Here is a 14,890-nt window from a genome sequence, read left to right on the forward strand (position 1 = left end):
AGCCCTCCGGGCGACCTAGCGGGCGGCCATGATGAGCGCGGCCGGGTCCGTGCAGACCAGCTCCAGCGCCCGGGCCACCACTGCCGGGTCGAATGTCGAGGCGTGGAACGTCGCCTCCAGGTGCAGTACGCCGTTCATCTCCGAGGTGGTGAGGGTGATCCCCTCCGCACCGTTCAGCGTGGGCACGCTCTGGTTGACCCGGCCGGCGGGCTCGACCGCCCACGGCAGGTCGGACAGCATGTCGTGGCGCCCCTGGTTGCTGAACGTCAGCCGCGGGCGCGGCTCCGCCGGCGCCTCGGTCGGGTACGGGTCCGGCAGGCCCGGCGCCCCGGTCACCATGATCTTCGACTCGCGCAGCAGCATGATGGTCAGCATCTTGCCGCTGGCCAGCTCCGCCTTCAGCGCGGTGTGGATCGCCCGCGGGTCGGTGAGGTCGGGCGGCGACAGCACCGGTCCCCAGCAGAAGTTGCTGTCGATGCTGACGCCCTTGTCCAGGTAGCGGCGGGCGTCGGCCAGGAACGTAGCCGCGGACGTGTCCGGGTTCAGGCCGAGCTGCTGCAGCGCCGCCGTGAACGCCGCGAACGTGATCGCCGAGGTGGTCACGCCCGGGGCGTGCTCGTCGCGCCACACCCGCATCTTGCCCAGCACCTCGGCCGAGCGGGCGGTCTCCACCGTCAGCTGCGCGGTCCACGGGCGCATCGGCGCGTCGTCACCGGCCTGCGGCGGGCGGGCGATCCGCAGGCTCTCCCGGATCTTGCCGACCTTCAGGCCGTACGTCTTCCACCACGCCTTCGGCAGCGCGCTGCGGTGCCGCAGCATCGGGGGGATCGACGCGGCCCGGCCCTCGGCGGCGGCCTGCACCAGCTCGTGGACCAGCGTGTTCACCGGCCCGGCGTCGCCGTACGCGTGGGCCACCTTCAGCGCCATGTAGCCGCCGCCGACCAGGATCCGCACCGGATGGTGGGCGCGCTGCTCGGACTGCAGGGTCCGGGTCATCTCGTCGAAGTCCACCGGGCCGTCACCGAGGTCGGTCACCGCCTCCTGCACGTACGCCGCGAACGTCGGCGCGTCCAGGTGGATCCAGCGGCCGCCGGTACGGTCCAGCCGCGACACCGCCCGGTGCGTCGGGTCCGCCGCGTGCAGCCCGATCAGCGCGTCGCGCAGGCCCTGCGCGGTGACGCCGGTCAGCGGGCCGACCGTACGGATGTACTCCAGCGCCACCCAGGAGCGTTCGCGCAGGGTCAGGCTGGTGGTGGACATGGTTCCCTCCGGGTTCTCGGCCGCCGCGTCGCGCCGCGAGGGCAGCACGACACGCAGCACAGTGGGTGCGACGAGAACGGTCTCGATCGCCATCACGATCGCCACCCAGGTGACGAGCGAGGTCAGACTTCCGCGGCTGCCGCCGTACCAGGCGGCCAGCAGTTCGGCGACACCGGCGAACACGGAGAAGATGCCGGCGCCGCGTACCCGGTCCTGCACGCGGGAGATCGCCAGGAAGAAGTGGTGGAAGACGAACGGCACGTACGTCAGGGTCAGGATCGCCAGCGCGCTGCTGGCGTTGCGGGCGTAGTTCGCGCCGAACACCGACATGATCGGCTCGGCCAGCAACGCCACCACGATCGCGACCGGCAGGCCGCCGCCCAGGCAGATCAGCAGGCCCATGCGCACCTTGGAACGCAGCGCGGCCTTGTCGCCGCTGGCCACCGCGAACAGGGTCAGCGCCACGTTGCCGGGCACCATCGCGAGGAACGACAGCACCATGAACGCGGTGTAGAACGACGCGTTCGCCTCCGCGGACAGCACCGCGGTGACCACCAGCGGCAGCGCCGCCCGGGGCAGGTAGGTCGCCAGGTTCAGCAGGTTGTGGTCGAAGGTGGCCCTGCCGCGCCCGCGCAGCAGCGCGGGGGAGGGGCGCAGCGAGTCGACCATGCCGCGGCGGCGCAGCACCCGGGCCAGCACCGCCACCGACAGGACGATGCCCGCGATCCAGGTGAGCGTCAGCATGCTGCCGGTCAGCGTGATCGGCAGCGCCGCCAGCAGGCCGAGCAGGGCCAGCTTGCTCACCGCGAACCAGGCGTTGCGGGTCAGCTGCATCGGCCCCTGCAACAGGCCGACCAGCGCCTCGTCCAGCACCAGGGTCACCGCGTTGAGCGCGATGCCGAAGACCAGCAGCACGGTCGCGGCCGTCCCGCCCATCGCGTCCTTCAGCTGCGGCAGCGCCAGGTGCGCCAGCGCCACGTACGCGAGCCCGCCGACGGTCGCCGCGGCGCCCGCCACCAGCAGGCAGGTCGAGATGAGGTCCCAGCGGCGCTTCTGCATGGCAGGCAGGTCGGAGATGAGCATGGTGCCCATGCCGAACATGCCGATGGTGCCGATCAGCGTCATCGCGGAGACCGCGGCGGACGCCTCGCCCACCGCCTCTTCCGAGGCGGTCCGCGCCGCGACCCACCAGTACGCGAAGCCGAGCAGCGAGGTGATGACCGTGGTGGCCATCAGCGAGCCCGCGTTCAGCAGGAGATCGAGATGGCCCTTCAGTTTGCCTACGATGCCGGGCTGGTGGACCGGCGGGCCGGTCTCCACGCTCGGTGGCATCGACTCAGTCGCGGTCACGCGTCAGCTCCGGCCGTCTGTCGCGGCCACACCATGTTCTCCACTACCGCCCCCAGTAGGTGATCTGCCGGAAACGGTAGTTACACCGCGTATTCGACGGCTAGGGGAGAGCGGTTCGCGTTGGGCTTCCGTCCGGAGTCGAGGCATGCGGTTCCGGTCGATGAGGGGGTGTCCGTTCGGCCGAGGTTTGGGGATGTCTGGGACCTCATCCGGCCCAGTGATCACCTAGCGTAACGCGGATTCCGGGGCCGCGGCCGCGACGTGACGTACGCCTCCCGTGATGACGCAGCGTCACAGCCAGCCCACCCGCTTGAGCCTGCGGTGCAGCGCCACCGCAGCGATCACCATCACCGCCACCACCCCGTAGTAGCCGTACCGCCAGTGCAGTTCCGGCATGAACTCGAAGTTCATGCCGTAGATGCCCGCGATGGCGGTCTGCACCGCCGCGATCGCCGCCCACGAGGCGATCTTGCGCATGTCGTTGTTCTGGTCGACCGAGACCTGCGCGAGCCGCGCCTGCAGGATCGAGTTGAGCAGGTCGTCGAAGCCCGCCACCCGGTCCACCGCCCGGGCCAGGCGCCCCCGCACGTCCGCGAAGTAGGGGCGCAGCGGCCCCGGCAGCGCCTCGCCGCCGAGCAGCCGGTGCAGCGGCTCCTGCAACGGCAGCACCGCCCGCTTGAACTCCACCATCTCCCGCTTGAGCTGGTAGATGTGCGCGATGTCGGGTTTGCCCTCGGGCGCGAACGCGCTCTCCTCCAGGCGTTCCAGGTCCTTCTCCACGTGCCCCGCCACGTCGAGGTAGAGGTCGACCATCCGGTTGCAGACGGCGTACCCGACGGCCCAGGGCCCGTGCGCCAGCAGCGCGGTCCTTCGTTCCAGGTCCTCGCGGACGGGCGTGAGCGCTCCGGCGGCCCCGTGCCGCACCGTGATGGCGAAACGGTCGCCGAGGAACACCGTCACATCGCCGGTGTCCACCACCTCCGACGTGGCGGTCAACTCGTCGTGCTCCACGTACGCGGCCGTGCGCAGGACCAGCCGGGTCACCCCGCCGGTCACCTCGACGGCGGGCCGGTGCCCGGCGGCGACCGCCTGCCCGACGGTCAGCTCGTGCAGCCCGTACGCCGCGGCGATCGAGGTCATCAACGTCTCGTCCGGCTCGTGCAGGCCGAGCCAGACGAACCCGCCGCGGCGCCGCGCCTGGCGGCGGGCGTCGGTGTAGTGCGGGCGGCCGGGCCGGCGCACCCCGTCGACGTACACCGCGCAGTCGATGACGGCAGCGGGGTTGGCGCGGCGCTGCGCGGGGATGCGGGGTTCGGGGCGGGTGAGCCCTTCGAAGATCCGGCCCTGGAGGAAACGGCCGAACGGGCCGGGGATCCGCCGCTCGGGCGTGGGCTCGAGATCCCGTCGCCGCCAACCCAGCATCCGTGCACCTCCGTCGCGTCGCCGGAGGCCGAGGTTAGCGGCCGGGCGCACGCGGGCCCACGCAGGTCCACCTGCCGGATGGGCTGAAGAGATGAGCCGGACATGGACGGATCGGCGCCCCCGTGGCGCCGATCCGCAGCAAGAAACCTACCGCCAGCCCCCGACAGTTTCGGTCGCGTCACGCAGACGCCCCCCGACCGGCGGAGACCGGTATGGCACCGCGCCGGCCGGCGGAGTCCGCAACGGCCGGCGCGGGCCGGTCAGTGGACGCCGTAGACCGCGTCGACCACGCCGAGTGCCCAGGTCATCCGCCGGGCCGCGGTGGTGGGGTACTCGCCGTACTCACCCGCGACGTCGGCGGCGCAGCCGCGCACGCCGCCGTGGCTGCGCAGGGCCGTCTGGATGGCCGAGGTGACCTCCGAGCGACTCGGCCGGACACCGGTCTCCAGCGTGCTCATGTACAGCGCCTCCGCCCGGGCCGCGGTCAGCGGGGCGGTCACGGTGCCGGTGGTCTGCGGGGCGGTCATGGTGCTCATCTCGGGTTCTCCCTCCAGCGGGTCATACACCCAGAAGAGCTACGAGCGCCGAGGTTCGTACACGGAGTTTTTGTCAGCTGGCGGTCAGTCGTGCGCCGCCCGGGCCGGGCCGGACCGCACCACCAGGTGGTCCAGCAGGTCCTTCGTCGCCGCGCTCACCGCGGCCACCGCGGCGTCGAACGCCTGCGCGTTGTGCGCGGCCGGGGCCCGGAAACCGGAGATCTTGCGTACGTACTGCAGCGCGGCGGCGCGGATCTCGGCGTCGGTGACGTCGCTGGTGAACGGCTCGCGCAGGGTCTTGATGCTTCGGCACATGAGCCCATCGTCGCCCGCGGCCCGCCTCCCGCCAAAGCCTCAGAGCAGGCGGGCCCGTACGTGGTCGTCGTGCCACTGCCCGCCGACCAGGAACCGTTTGGTGCCGATGACCTCGAAGCCGTGCTTGGCGTAGAACTTGGCCGCCCGTACGTTGCGCTGGTTGACCCCCAGCCAGCAGGTCACCGCGCCGGTGCCGGCCGCCGCCGCCAGCGTGGCGGCCATCAGCGCCGCGGCGGTGCCGCTGCCGTGACTGCCCTCCAGCACGTAGAACTTGCTCAGCTCGATGCTGGGCTGTGCCGTGACCACCGCGCGCACGTCCGGGTCGGCGATCGGGCCGGACACCAGCATCGCGTAGCCGACCGGCTTGCCGTCGTCCTCGGCCACCAGCAGGATCCGGTCGCCGTCGGCGAGGTAGTCCGCGAACCGCGGCGCGGACAGGTGCTGGGCGATGAACGCGTCGACGTCGGACTGCGGTGTGCCGGGCGGGCAGGCCAGGCCGAACGTGCGGGCGGCGACGTCGTACAGTTCGGCCGCGTCGCCCGCGACCGCGCGGCGCGTGGTGATCGGCATGGCGCCCACCCTAGCCGCCGCCCCACCCGCGGCGAGGTGGGGCGTACGCATGAATCTGGAAACAGGGTTTAGAGTCGGGCGGACGGTGCGGTGGTCCGGGCGGAGGTCGAATTGGGGGGACTCGGCGACGTGCTCCCGGTGCCGGCGCGGGTGCGGCCGGTCCCGGCGGCGGCATGCACGATCGGCCCGGGAACGGCGGTCCGGGCCGCACCCGGCACGGCGGCGGTCGCGGAACAGCTGGCCACGGTGCTGCGGGCGGCCACCGGGTATCCCGTCCCGGTGCAGCCGGGCCTCAGTGTGTCGGCGGCTGCCGGGGGCGGCGCGGTCCGGCTCGTGCTCGAGGACGGTCACGGCGACGAGGGGTACCGGCTCGACGTGCGCGCCGACGCGGTGACCGTGGCGGCGCAGACGCCCGCGGGACTGTTCGCGGCGGTGCAGACGGTGCGCCAGCTCATGCCGGTCGCCGGTGCGGGCGACGCCGTGCTGCCCGGCGGCGTGATCGAGGACCGGCCCCGGTTCGCCTACCGCGGCGCGATGCTGGACCTGGCCCGGCACTACTTCACCCCGGACGAGGTGCGCTCGTACATTGACGCGATCGCCCAGTTCAAGATCAATCACCTGCACCTGCACCTGACCGACGACCAGGGCTGGCGGCTGGAGATCGCGGGCTGGCCCCGGCTCACCGAGGTCAGCGGCGGCCCCGGCACCGGCGTCGACGGCGCCGGGCCCGGCTTCCTCACCGCCGCCGGGTACGCCGAACTGGTCGCGTACGCGGCGGACCGGTTCGTCACCGTCGTGCCGGAGATCGACATGCCCGGGCACGTCAACGCCGTCCAGGTGGCGTACCCGGAGCTGACCCGCGACGGCGCCGCGGTGGCGGCCCGCACCGATCGGGCCGTGGGCTACAGCTCACTGTGCGTCGACCGGGAGCAGACGTACGCGTTCGTCGAGGACGTCATCCGCGAGGTCGCCGCGCTGACCCCCGGGCCGTACCTGCACATCGGCGGAGACGAGGCCGACGCCACCAGCGCCGAGGACTACCGCACGTTCCTGCACCGGGTGCTGCCGCTGGTCGCCAAGTACGGCAAACGCGCCATCGGCTGGCACGAGGTGGCCGCGGTGGAACCGCCCGGCACCGTGGTGCCGCAGTTCTGGCGTACCGCCGCGGACGACGCCGGGGTGGCCCGGGCCGTCGCCGGCGGCTGCCAGGTCATCATGTCCCCGGCCGACCGCACCTACCTCGACATGAAGTACGACGCGGACAGCCCGCTCGGTCTCGACTGGGCCGGGCTGCTCGACGTGGCCCGGGCGTACGACTGGGATCCGGCGACCCGGCTGCCCGGGGTCGGCGAGCAGGACCTGCTCGGGGTCGAGGCTCCGCTGTGGTCGGAGACCCTGCGCAGCCTGACCGATGTGCAGACCATGACGTTCCCGCGGCTGCCCGCGATCGCCGAGGTGGCCTGGTCGCCGCAGGCTGCTCGCGACTGGGACGCGTTCCGCCGGCGCCTCGCCGCGTTCGGTCCGCGCTGGACGGCGCAGGGGATCGCCTACCACCGGTCACCCGAGATTCCCTGGGTGTGACGACGTCCCCCCGCCGGGCGTGGCGTACGCCGGGTCATCCCCCGTCCGGGCTCCCCTGGGCGTGACGGCGCGGCCGGGCCGCCTCTAGGCTTGCCCGCGTGAACGGGCAGGGCGTGCGGGCGATGACGTCGGCCGTCGCGCTGGCCGGGTTCCTCGCCGTCGCGGTGGCCCAGCTCGCGCTCGTGGCGGCACTGGTCCTGCTGCTGCTTGCGCTGCTGCCGGGGGCGCTGGCCGCGCAGATCGGCGCGCCGCTGTGCATGGCCACGGTCGGGGTCCTGGCGTACGCGACGTGGCGGGCCCTGCACACCCGGCACGCGCACCCGGCCGGGGTGCCGGTGAGCCGCGCCGACGCTCCCCACCTGTGGGAGCTGCTGGACGCGGCTGCGACCGCGGCGGGCACCCGGGCGCCGGACACCGTCACGGTCGTCGCCGAGGCCGCGGCCACCGTACGCGAACGTGGCCGCCTGCTCGGGCTGATCGGTGGCCGCCGCGACCTCTACCTGGGACTGCCGCTGCTACAGGCGTGGGACGTCCCCCGGCTGCGCGCGGTCGTGGCGCATGAGCTGGCGCACTTCTCCGGGCGGGGCGCACGGCTCGCCCCGCTGGCGTACCGGGGGCGGGTGACGGTCGGCCGCAGCATCCCCCGGATCAGCCGGCGCAACCCGGCCGGGCCGGTGCTGCGCGCGTACGCGCGGCTGTACCGGCGGGTCGATGCCCCGTTCAGCCGGGCTCAGGAGTTCGCCGCCGACCGGGTCGCCGCCGAGTTCGCCGGTGCCACGGCCGCCGCCGCGGTGCTCACCGACCTGCCCACCCTGGACGCCCTGCAACACCTGTTCCGCACCGGGTACGTCGCCCCCGGCTGGCAGGCCGGGCACACTCCGGAGGACCTGTTCGGCGGCTTCCTGCGGATGCTGGCCGCGCGCGCCGACGAGGCGGCCCGGCTGCGGGCCCGGCCGCTGCCCGACCCGGGACCGTGGGACACCCACCCGCCGGTGGCCGAGCGTCTCGCCGCCCTCCCTGCCCTCCCCGGGCCTCCGCCCGGGCCGGACACCGAGCCGGTGCCCGACCTGCCCGGCCTGGGGCGGGCGCTGCAGGCGGTCGCGTACCCGCCGCAGGGGCGCACCGCCGTGGACTGGGACACCTTCTTCGGCGCGGCCCGCACCGCCGAGATGGAACGCGAGGCCGAGGCCGCCCTGGCGACCATCGCCCGCGCCGCGGGGGTGCCCGTGGCCAGCGCCGCCGACGTCCTCGACCTCGCCGCGGACGGGCGGCTCCGCAAGGTCGCCGAGGCGGTCCTGCCCGACCTGCCCGCCGAGGAGTCCGCCGCCCGCGCGACGGAGCTGGTCACCCTGCTGCTGGCGCTCGCCGCGCTGCGTAGCGGCGTCGCCCGCTGGCGGCACAACTGGACAGGTACGGCCGAACTCGTCACCCTCGACGGCGGCCACCTCGACCTGTCCGGCCCCGCGGCGCTGGTCGCCGATCCCGCCACGGTCGACGCGGCCCGCGAGCGGCTGGCGGAGCTGGGCGTCGACCCGGCCGCCACCGCCGCCCGGTCGGCGCACGGGCGGGCCGAAGTGGTCGGCGGGGTCGTCAACCTGGTGGTCGACGGTGCCCGCACCGACGTCCTCGTCGTGGAGACCGGGCTGTTCCTGGTGCCCGGGCTGCCGCGCGCGCACAACGGTTCCGCCAAGCGGCGGCTCGCCCGGTTCGCCGCCGCCGATGCGGGCGAACGCGAGGTGGCGGCGCCGGGCAGCCGGTTCCTGCCGTACCCGGAGGTGGTCGGTGCGGCCCGGACCCGCCGCGCCCCGCGCGCCTGGGACCTGCGGCTGCGCGACGGGGCCACGCTGAGTGTGCGGGCGGCACTGGACTCCGACGAGCTGCCCGGGGGCTGGGCGGCGCTCGACGACGCGGTGGCCTTTCTTGCCCGTACGCGCGCAACGTCCGACTCCGGCTGAACCGACCGGCCCTCCGTTACGTGCCTAGAGACGGGGGCCGACTTCCGACGTATCAGCAACCGCGCTGCGGGTTCGGGCCACACTGAACATCAGGGGGCCGGACATTAGGGGGCCGGACATCAGGGGGCCGGCAACGGACGTCAGGGGCCGGCAACGGCCTGACCGACCGCAGCGAGGCCGGGAGGGCATGCCCGGACGCGGCACGGCATGACCGACTGCACCGAGCGCAGCGAGGGCCGGGAGGCCCTGCGCGGGCATGTCTGCATGACCGTCGCCCAAAGTGGGTAGATCGATCTCGGCAACACACGATGCGCTCAGCGAACTGGGGAGGGGGCGCCGATGGATCGGGAACCGCTCGCGCTGTTCGCGGCGATCGTCGCGGTCGGCCTCGGCCCGGCGATGTGGCTCGGTGCCCAGTTCGGACCGGTCGTCGCGCCGCCCGTCGGCCCGCCGCCCGCGGTCGTGCGGCAGCAGGCGGACTCCGGCGCCGGAGGCGCCGGCGCGGCCGCGCCGCAGGACCCGGCCATCGTGCTGGACACCCGCCCCCGGGGCCGGGTCGCCCCGCTGTCCGCCACCCCGCGCGCCCGCAAGTCCAGCCCGGCACCCACGGCCACCGCCCCGTCCGGGCTGCCGAGCCGCCCGCCCACCGCACCCACCTCGGCACCGTCGCCGAGCGCTGACCCGTCGGTCACGCCGAGCAACCCTGGCGCCGAGCCGACCGGTGGTGGTCAGGGCACCGGGCAGCCGAGCCCGTCGCCCACCCCGACCGACTCCGGCGGGCCAGGAGAGACTGCTGGCGGCCAGGGGCCCGCACCTGTTCGGCGCGGGTCCGTGTAGGGCGGCTGCGGGGCCGTCTAACTCGGTGCGGCGGCCTCGTCGTCCGTGAGCGATACGACCGGGATCGTGCGTCCGGCCTTCTGCTCGTGCTCCGTGAAGAACGGATGGTCCTGCTTGATCCGCGCCCATTGCCGGTCGTAGTCCGCGCCGCTCAGCGGGGTGGCACGCGCCGCGTAGCTGCGCCCGGGCAGCTCGACCGTGACGTGCGGGTCGGCGACCAGGTTCCGGTACCACTGCGGGTCCGTGGCCGCCCCCGCGTTGGACGCGATGACCAGGAGCCGCGCGCCGTCGTCCACGTACATCATCGGGCTGGTCCGCGGCTGGCCGGTGCGGCGCCCCCGGGTGGTGAGCAGCAGCAGGCGCCGGTCGCCGAGGGACGCGCCGCCGTCGGCACGAAAAGTTTCGATGAGTGTGCGGTTGTACGCCAGGATGTCGTCGGGCATGGTCATACGTCGGATCCCCCGGTTCTCGTCGATGGACAGAACAGTGCCAAACTCAGCGACCAAAAAGGACATACAGCGTTCATCCGGTACGCCTTGGAGGTGGCTCCCCGGCCCCCCATTACGTATTCTGCCGAAGGCGCGCGCGGCCCGGGACGGTTCGTCAGGCATTGACGACCGTGATGGGTGGCGTATTGCCGGTCCCCTGTTGAACCCCTTCGGGCGGAGCCTGATGAGAACCCGCAACTGGTCGATCCGTTCCAAGATCATCGCGTTGGTGACGGTGCCCCTCACCGCCCTGCTCGCGCTCTGGATCTTCGCGACGGTGCTCACCGCCGGACCGGCGTTCAACCTGCTGTCCGCCCGTACGCTGCTCGACACGGTCGGCCACCCCGGTGAGGCGCTGGTCGGGGAGTTGCAGCACGAGCGCCGCCTCAGCGTGGCGTTCCTGGCCGGCCCCACCGCCGACGCCACCGCGCTGGACGCCCAGCGCGCCGCGACCGACCGGGTCGTCGCGACGTTCCGCCGCACCGCGACCGGGCAGGACGCGCAGCAGGCGGCCAGCCCCACCCTGCGTACCCGGATCGCCCAGCTCGTCGCGGACCTCAACGGGCTGGCGAGTAACCGCGCCCACATCAGCCTGCGCCAGCTCGACCCGGTGGCCGCCCAGGACATGTACAGCACGATCATCGACGCCGGCTTCCAGCTGTTCACGGCCACCGCCACGTTCAACGACGAGCTGGTCGACCGGCAGGTCCGCGCACTGACCACGGTGGGTCGCGGCCAGGAGTACCTCAGCCGTACGGATTCGTTGCTGGCCGGTGCGGACGCGGCCGGTCGGCTCACCGCGGACACCCGCCGTGAGCTGCTGCAGTCCATCGCGACCGCGCGGTTCCTGCTGGCCGACGGCGTCGCCGACCTGCCCCCGGCCGACCGGGCCGCATTCCAGCGGCTGAGCGCCGGGCCCGAGTTCAGCCGGCTGCGCCAGATGCAGGACGCGCTCATCGAGACCGGCCGGGTGGGGGAGAAGTCCCCCGTGGGCGGCACGGACTGGCAGCCCGTCTACGACAGTTCCACCCAGCAGCTGCGCACGTTCGAGCTGGCCGCCGCGGACTCACTGGCCCAGCGGGCCACCCCGCTGGCGATGCGGGTGCTGGGCCTCCTGGCTGCCGCCGGCATCCTGGGCCTGGCCGCGGTGGCCGCCTCGGTCTTCGTGTCCATCCGGGTGGGCCGCTCCCTCGTCGGCCGGCTGATCCGGCTGCGCGGCGAGGCGCTGGAGATGGCCGGTGAGCGGCTGCCCGGCGTGGTCCGGCGCCTGCAGCGCGGCGAGGCGGTCGACGTGGACGTCGAGACCCCACCGCTGGAGTACGGCCGCGACGAGATCGGCCAGCTCGGACACGCGTTTAACGAGGTGCAGCGCACCGCCGTCCAGTCCGCGGTGGAGGAGGCCAACGTCCGGCGCGGCATCAACGAGGTCTTCCTCAACATCGCCCGGCGCAGCCAGACCCTGCTGCACCGCCAGCTGGCGCTGCTGGACAAGATGGAACGCCGGGAGACCGAGCCCCGCGAGCTGGAGGACCTGTACCGCGTCGACCACCTCGCCACCCGGATGCGGCGCCACGCCGAGGACCTGGTCATCCTCGCGGGCGCGGCGCCCGGCCGGGGCTGGCGCAACCCGGTGCCGGTCATCGACGTGATCCGCGGGGCGATCAGCGAGGTCGAGGACTACAAGCGGGTCGACATCCGCTCCGTGGAGTCCTCGGCGGTCCTCGGGCGCGCGGTCGGCGACGTCATCCACCTGCTGGCCGAGCTGCTGGAGAACGCCGCGTCGTTCTCCCCGCCGCACACCCGGGTCGAGGTGATCGGCCAGATCCTGCCGAACGGGTACGCCCTGGAGGTCGAGGACCGTGGCCTCGGCATGACCGCGGAGGCGATCGAGGACGCCAACCGCCGCCTGCTGGAGCCGCCCGACTTCGATCCGGCCGACAGCGCCCGGCTGGGCCTGTTCGTGGTGGCCCAGCTCGCCGGGCGGCACGGCATCCGGGTGTCGCTGCGGCCCTCCGCGTACGGCGGGGTCACCGCGGTCGTGCTGATCCCGGGCGAGCTGGTCACGGCCGCACCGCCCGGACCGGGACAGCCGGCCCTGCCCGCAGGCCCGTCGCCCGCGGACAAGGGCTGGGACCGCCCGCTGCTCGGTTCCGGGACGCAGGATCCGGCGCGGCGCTCGCTGGCGGCGCTGCAGTGGCAGGGTGCCGAGGAGGTGCGCTCCATCACGGTTGCCGGCCGCCCGGTCACGCTCAACGGCACCCTCGCCGAGGCGGCCCCTGAGGCGGGGCCGGTCCACGAGACCGAACCGGTCCGCGACGGCGAGCCGGAACCCCACGCCGACGCAGCCCCCGGCACCGAGGCGGACCGGTCGCAGCGAGCCGCCGGAAGCGGGCCCAGCCGCAGCGCGGTGGTGGACGGGCTCAGCGCGGACGGTCTCGTGCGGCGCCGGCGTACCGCGCCCCGGCGCTCACCCCAGCGTTCCGAGGCAACGCCGCTCCCGGCCGGGCTGGAATGCCCGGACCCCCTGCTGCGGCCCGGGTCGGGCCGACCAGGGTCCGGCCGCCCAGTGTCCGGCCGCCCAGTGTCCGGCCGCCCAGCGTCCGGCCGCCCTGGTGCCGGCTCCGCGCGGCCGATCACCGATCGCCCCGGCAACGACGGCGATCACGAACGGCCCGGCGCCGTGGTGCCGTTCCCGGCCGCCCCGGTGCTGCCCTCCACGGACACCAGCGCCCCGGCGGCGGAGACATCCACCCTGGACGGGCTGCCCCGGCGGGTGCGTCAGGCGAACCTCGTGCCGCAGCTGCGGGAGCCGGCGGCCCCACCGGCCGCGGTACCCGCCCGCTCGCCCGAGCGCGTTCGCGACCTGATGAGCGCATTGCAGCGCGGCACGATCCGGGGACGGCAGGCCGCCGCGAGCGGGCCGCGACTCGAGGCGGGACCCGTGGGCGGGCCGCGCCCCGACGCCGGACCTGCCGGAGCGCCGCAACCCGAGCCCGGACCCGCCGGGGATCCGTCGGCAGCGGCGAGCGAGCCGCGGGATCCGGGCTTCACCGAAGCGGCGACTGTGCTGCTTCCGGCCGTGCGGGACACGGCCGATCTCGACCACACCCCGGCGCCGCCGTCCGGCACGGGGGACGGCGGTGGCGCCGCCACACAGGACGACCATGGGAACCGGCCGGATAAGGACGCATAAGTGGCACAGACGAACCAGAGCGCGAACCTCAGCTGGCTGCTCGACGACCTCGTCGATCGGGTGCCGTCCACCGAACAGGCGGTGGTGCTCTCGGCCGACGGCCTGTTGATGGGGGCGTCGGCCGGTCTCAGCCGGGCCGACGCCGAGCATCTGTCGGCCATGGCCGCCGGCTTCCAGAGCCTGGCCAAGGGCGCCAGCCGGCACTTCCAGGCGGGCCCGGTGCGGCAGACCGTGGTCGAGATGGAGTCGGCGTTCCTGTTCGTCACCGCGGCCGGGCAGGGAGCGTGCCTGGCGGTGCTGGCGGCCAGCGACGCCGATCTGGGACTCATCGCGTACGAGATGGCGATGCTGGTGACCAGGGTCGGTGAGTTCATGGGCGCGCCCGATCGGCCCTTCGTGACTCCGTTCGATGCCCGCTGACTCCTCGCGCCCGTCCCACGACTGGCTCGACGCCGACGCCGGTCCCGTGGTACGGCCGTACGCGGTGACCCAGGGCCGGGTCGCGCCCTCCGGTGGGGACTTCGACCTGGTGGCGTTCGTGGTGGCCACCATCGCCGAGCTGCCCGCGCTGCCGCACCTGCTCCCCGAGCACCGGGGCATCGTCATCGCGGCCGGGCAGCCGATCTCGATCGTCGAGCTGGCTTCCACGTTGGACCTGTCGGTCGGGGTCGTCCGGGTTTTGCTCGGTGATCTACGCTCGGCGGGGCTCATCTCGCTGTACGAACCTTCCGCGGCCTCGAAGCCGCACGACGTCGACGTACTCAAGGCGGTTGTCAATGGACTCCGTGCGCTCTGACCGGGACGCGTCGCGCGCACGCATCCCCGTCGCGCTCAAGATTCTCATCGCCGGCGGGTTCGGCGCGGGCAAGACCACGATGGTCGGCTCGGTGAGCGAGATCCGCCCGCTGCAGACCGAGGAGGTCCTCACCGGGGTCGACGGTGGCGACGACACCTCGGGTGTCGAGGGCAAACGCACCACGACGGTGACCATGGACTTCGGTCGCATCACCATCACCGACGATCTGCAGCTCTACCTGTTCGGCACGCCCGGGCAGGACCGGTTCTGGTTCCTGTGGGACGAGCTGTCGCAGGGCGCGCTGGGGGCGGTGGTGCTGGCGGACACGAGGCGGCTGGCGGACTGCTTCCCCTCGATCGACTACTTCGAGCAGCGGGGCACGCCGTTCGTGGTCGCGGTGAACTGCTTCGACGACGCGCAGCAGTTCGCTCCCGAGGCCGTGGCCCGGGCCCTGGACCTGGATCCGGACGTGCCGGTGGTGCTGTTCGACGCGAGGCAGCCACTGGCCGCCCGTAACGTGCTGATCGAGCTGGTTGAGTACGTGGCGCGCCGCCAGCTCGCCACGGCGGGCCGCTGACCGCCCGGGC

Annotated in this window: 13 protein-coding genes; 7 read left to right on the forward strand and 6 right to left on the reverse strand. The window is 73.7% G+C overall.

Annotation, left to right across the window (positions count from 1 at the left end; translation table 11 throughout):
* Window positions 1-15 precede the first annotated feature (15 nt).
* From ACMCNO_RS08590 to ACMCNO_RS08610, 5 genes are all read right to left on the reverse strand, one after another.
* A complete protein-coding gene (locus tag ACMCNO_RS08590; protein WP_412748872.1) occupies window positions 16-2,610 on the reverse strand; it encodes a lipopolysaccharide biosynthesis protein in 2,595 nt (864 codons plus the stop codon).
* 291 nt (window positions 2,611-2,901) lie between these two features.
* Window positions 2,902-4,032, reverse strand: a complete 1,131-nt coding sequence (locus tag ACMCNO_RS08595) for a magnesium and cobalt transport protein CorA (RefSeq protein ID WP_412748873.1) — start codon at window positions 4,030-4,032, stop codon at window positions 2,902-2,904.
* Window positions 4,033-4,292: 260 nt separating this feature from the next.
* Window positions 4,293-4,568, reverse strand: coding sequence for a hypothetical protein (locus ACMCNO_RS08600; protein WP_412748874.1), 276 nt, complete (start codon window positions 4,566-4,568; stop codon window positions 4,293-4,295).
* Between the two features lie 84 nt (window positions 4,569-4,652).
* Entirely contained in the window at window positions 4,653-4,883 is a 231-nt protein-coding gene (locus ACMCNO_RS08605) for a DUF2277 domain-containing protein (protein WP_412748875.1), read from the reverse strand.
* Between the two features lie 39 nt (window positions 4,884-4,922).
* On the reverse strand, window positions 4,923-5,453 hold the full coding sequence (locus tag ACMCNO_RS08610; RefSeq protein WP_412748876.1) for a GNAT family N-acetyltransferase: 531 nt from the start codon (window positions 5,451-5,453) through the stop codon (window positions 4,923-4,925).
* Between the two features lie 111 nt (window positions 5,454-5,564).
* Here ACMCNO_RS08610 and ACMCNO_RS08615 point away from each other — a divergent pair, with 111 nt between their 5' ends.
* The 3 genes from ACMCNO_RS08615 (at window position 5,565) to ACMCNO_RS08625 (ending at window position 9,826) form a co-directional block, all read left to right on the forward strand.
* The gene (locus ACMCNO_RS08615) at window positions 5,565-7,034 is read left to right on the forward strand and encodes a beta-N-acetylhexosaminidase (RefSeq protein ID WP_412748877.1); all 1,470 of its coding nucleotides are present in this window, start codon (window positions 5,565-5,567) and stop codon (window positions 7,032-7,034) included.
* Between the two features lie 98 nt (window positions 7,035-7,132).
* Window positions 7,133-8,989, forward strand: coding sequence for a M48 family metalloprotease (locus ACMCNO_RS08620; RefSeq protein WP_412748878.1), 1,857 nt, complete (start codon window positions 7,133-7,135; stop codon window positions 8,987-8,989).
* A gap of 339 nt (window positions 8,990-9,328) precedes the next feature.
* A complete protein-coding gene (locus ACMCNO_RS08625) occupies window positions 9,329-9,826 on the forward strand; it encodes a hypothetical protein (protein ID WP_412748879.1) in 498 nt (165 codons plus the stop codon).
* 17 nt (window positions 9,827-9,843) lie between these two features.
* Here ACMCNO_RS08625 and ACMCNO_RS08630 read toward each other — a convergent pair whose 3' ends face one another.
* Window positions 9,844-10,275 carry a nitroreductase/quinone reductase family protein gene (locus ACMCNO_RS08630; RefSeq protein WP_412748880.1) on the reverse strand — a complete coding sequence of 144 codons (432 nt, stop codon included), beginning with the start codon at window positions 10,273-10,275 and terminating at the stop codon, window positions 9,844-9,846.
* Between the two features lie 223 nt (window positions 10,276-10,498).
* Between ACMCNO_RS08630 and ACMCNO_RS08635 the strand changes: the two genes are divergently transcribed.
* The 4 genes from ACMCNO_RS08635 to ACMCNO_RS08650 are packed head-to-tail and all read left to right on the forward strand — an operon-like array spanning window position 10,499 to window position 14,880.
* Window positions 10,499-13,507, forward strand: coding sequence for a nitrate- and nitrite sensing domain-containing protein (locus ACMCNO_RS08635; protein ID WP_412748881.1), 3,009 nt, complete (start codon window positions 10,499-10,501; stop codon window positions 13,505-13,507).
* Complete coding sequence (locus tag ACMCNO_RS08640) at window positions 13,508-13,927, forward strand: roadblock/LC7 domain-containing protein (RefSeq protein ID WP_412748882.1); 420 nt, start codon at window positions 13,508-13,510, stop codon at window positions 13,925-13,927.
* Window positions 13,917-14,303: a DUF742 domain-containing protein gene (locus ACMCNO_RS08645; protein WP_412748883.1), complete on the forward strand. Its 387-nt coding sequence runs from the start codon at window positions 13,917-13,919 to the stop codon at window positions 14,301-14,303. Before ACMCNO_RS08640 ends, ACMCNO_RS08645 begins: the two co-directional genes overlap by 11 nt.
* Window positions 14,284-14,880 (forward strand): GTP-binding protein, encoded by a 597-nt coding sequence (locus ACMCNO_RS08650; RefSeq protein WP_412742716.1) that lies wholly within the window; start codon window positions 14,284-14,286, stop codon window positions 14,878-14,880. Before ACMCNO_RS08645 ends, ACMCNO_RS08650 begins: the two co-directional genes overlap by 20 nt.
* The last annotated feature ends 10 nt before the right edge of the window (window positions 14,881-14,890 follow it).

This window comes from Krasilnikovia sp. M28-CT-15 (assembly GCF_047159595.1).
Classification (GTDB): domain Bacteria; phylum Actinomycetota; class Actinomycetes; order Mycobacteriales; family Micromonosporaceae; genus Actinoplanes.

What these genes read in the sequence shown, in the direction of transcription:
- ACMCNO_RS08595 (WP_412748873.1), bottom strand. Translation starts at nt 4,032, where the DNA reads ATGCTGGGTTGGCGGCGACGGGATCTCGAGCCCACGCCCGAGCGGCGG.
- ACMCNO_RS08600 (WP_412748874.1), bottom strand. Translation starts at nt 4,568, where the DNA reads ATGAGCACCATGACCGCCCCGCAGACCACCGGCACCGTGACCGCCCCG.
- ACMCNO_RS08605 (WP_412748875.1), bottom strand. Translation starts at nt 4,883, where the DNA reads ATGTGCCGAAGCATCAAGACCCTGCGCGAGCCGTTCACCAGCGACGTC.
- ACMCNO_RS08610 (WP_412748876.1), bottom strand. Translation starts at nt 5,453, where the DNA reads ATGCCGATCACCACGCGCCGCGCGGTCGCGGGCGACGCGGCCGAACTG.
- ACMCNO_RS08625 (WP_412748879.1), top strand. Translation starts at nt 9,329, where the DNA reads ATGGATCGGGAACCGCTCGCGCTGTTCGCGGCGATCGTCGCGGTCGGC.
- ACMCNO_RS08630 (WP_412748880.1), bottom strand. Translation starts at nt 10,275, where the DNA reads ATGACCATGCCCGACGACATCCTGGCGTACAACCGCACACTCATCGAA.
- ACMCNO_RS08635 (WP_412748881.1), top strand. Translation starts at nt 10,499, where the DNA reads ATGAGAACCCGCAACTGGTCGATCCGTTCCAAGATCATCGCGTTGGTG.
- ACMCNO_RS08645 (WP_412748883.1), top strand. Translation starts at nt 13,917, where the DNA reads ATGCCCGCTGACTCCTCGCGCCCGTCCCACGACTGGCTCGACGCCGAC.
- ACMCNO_RS08650 (WP_412742716.1), top strand. Translation starts at nt 14,284, where the DNA reads ATGGACTCCGTGCGCTCTGACCGGGACGCGTCGCGCGCACGCATCCCC.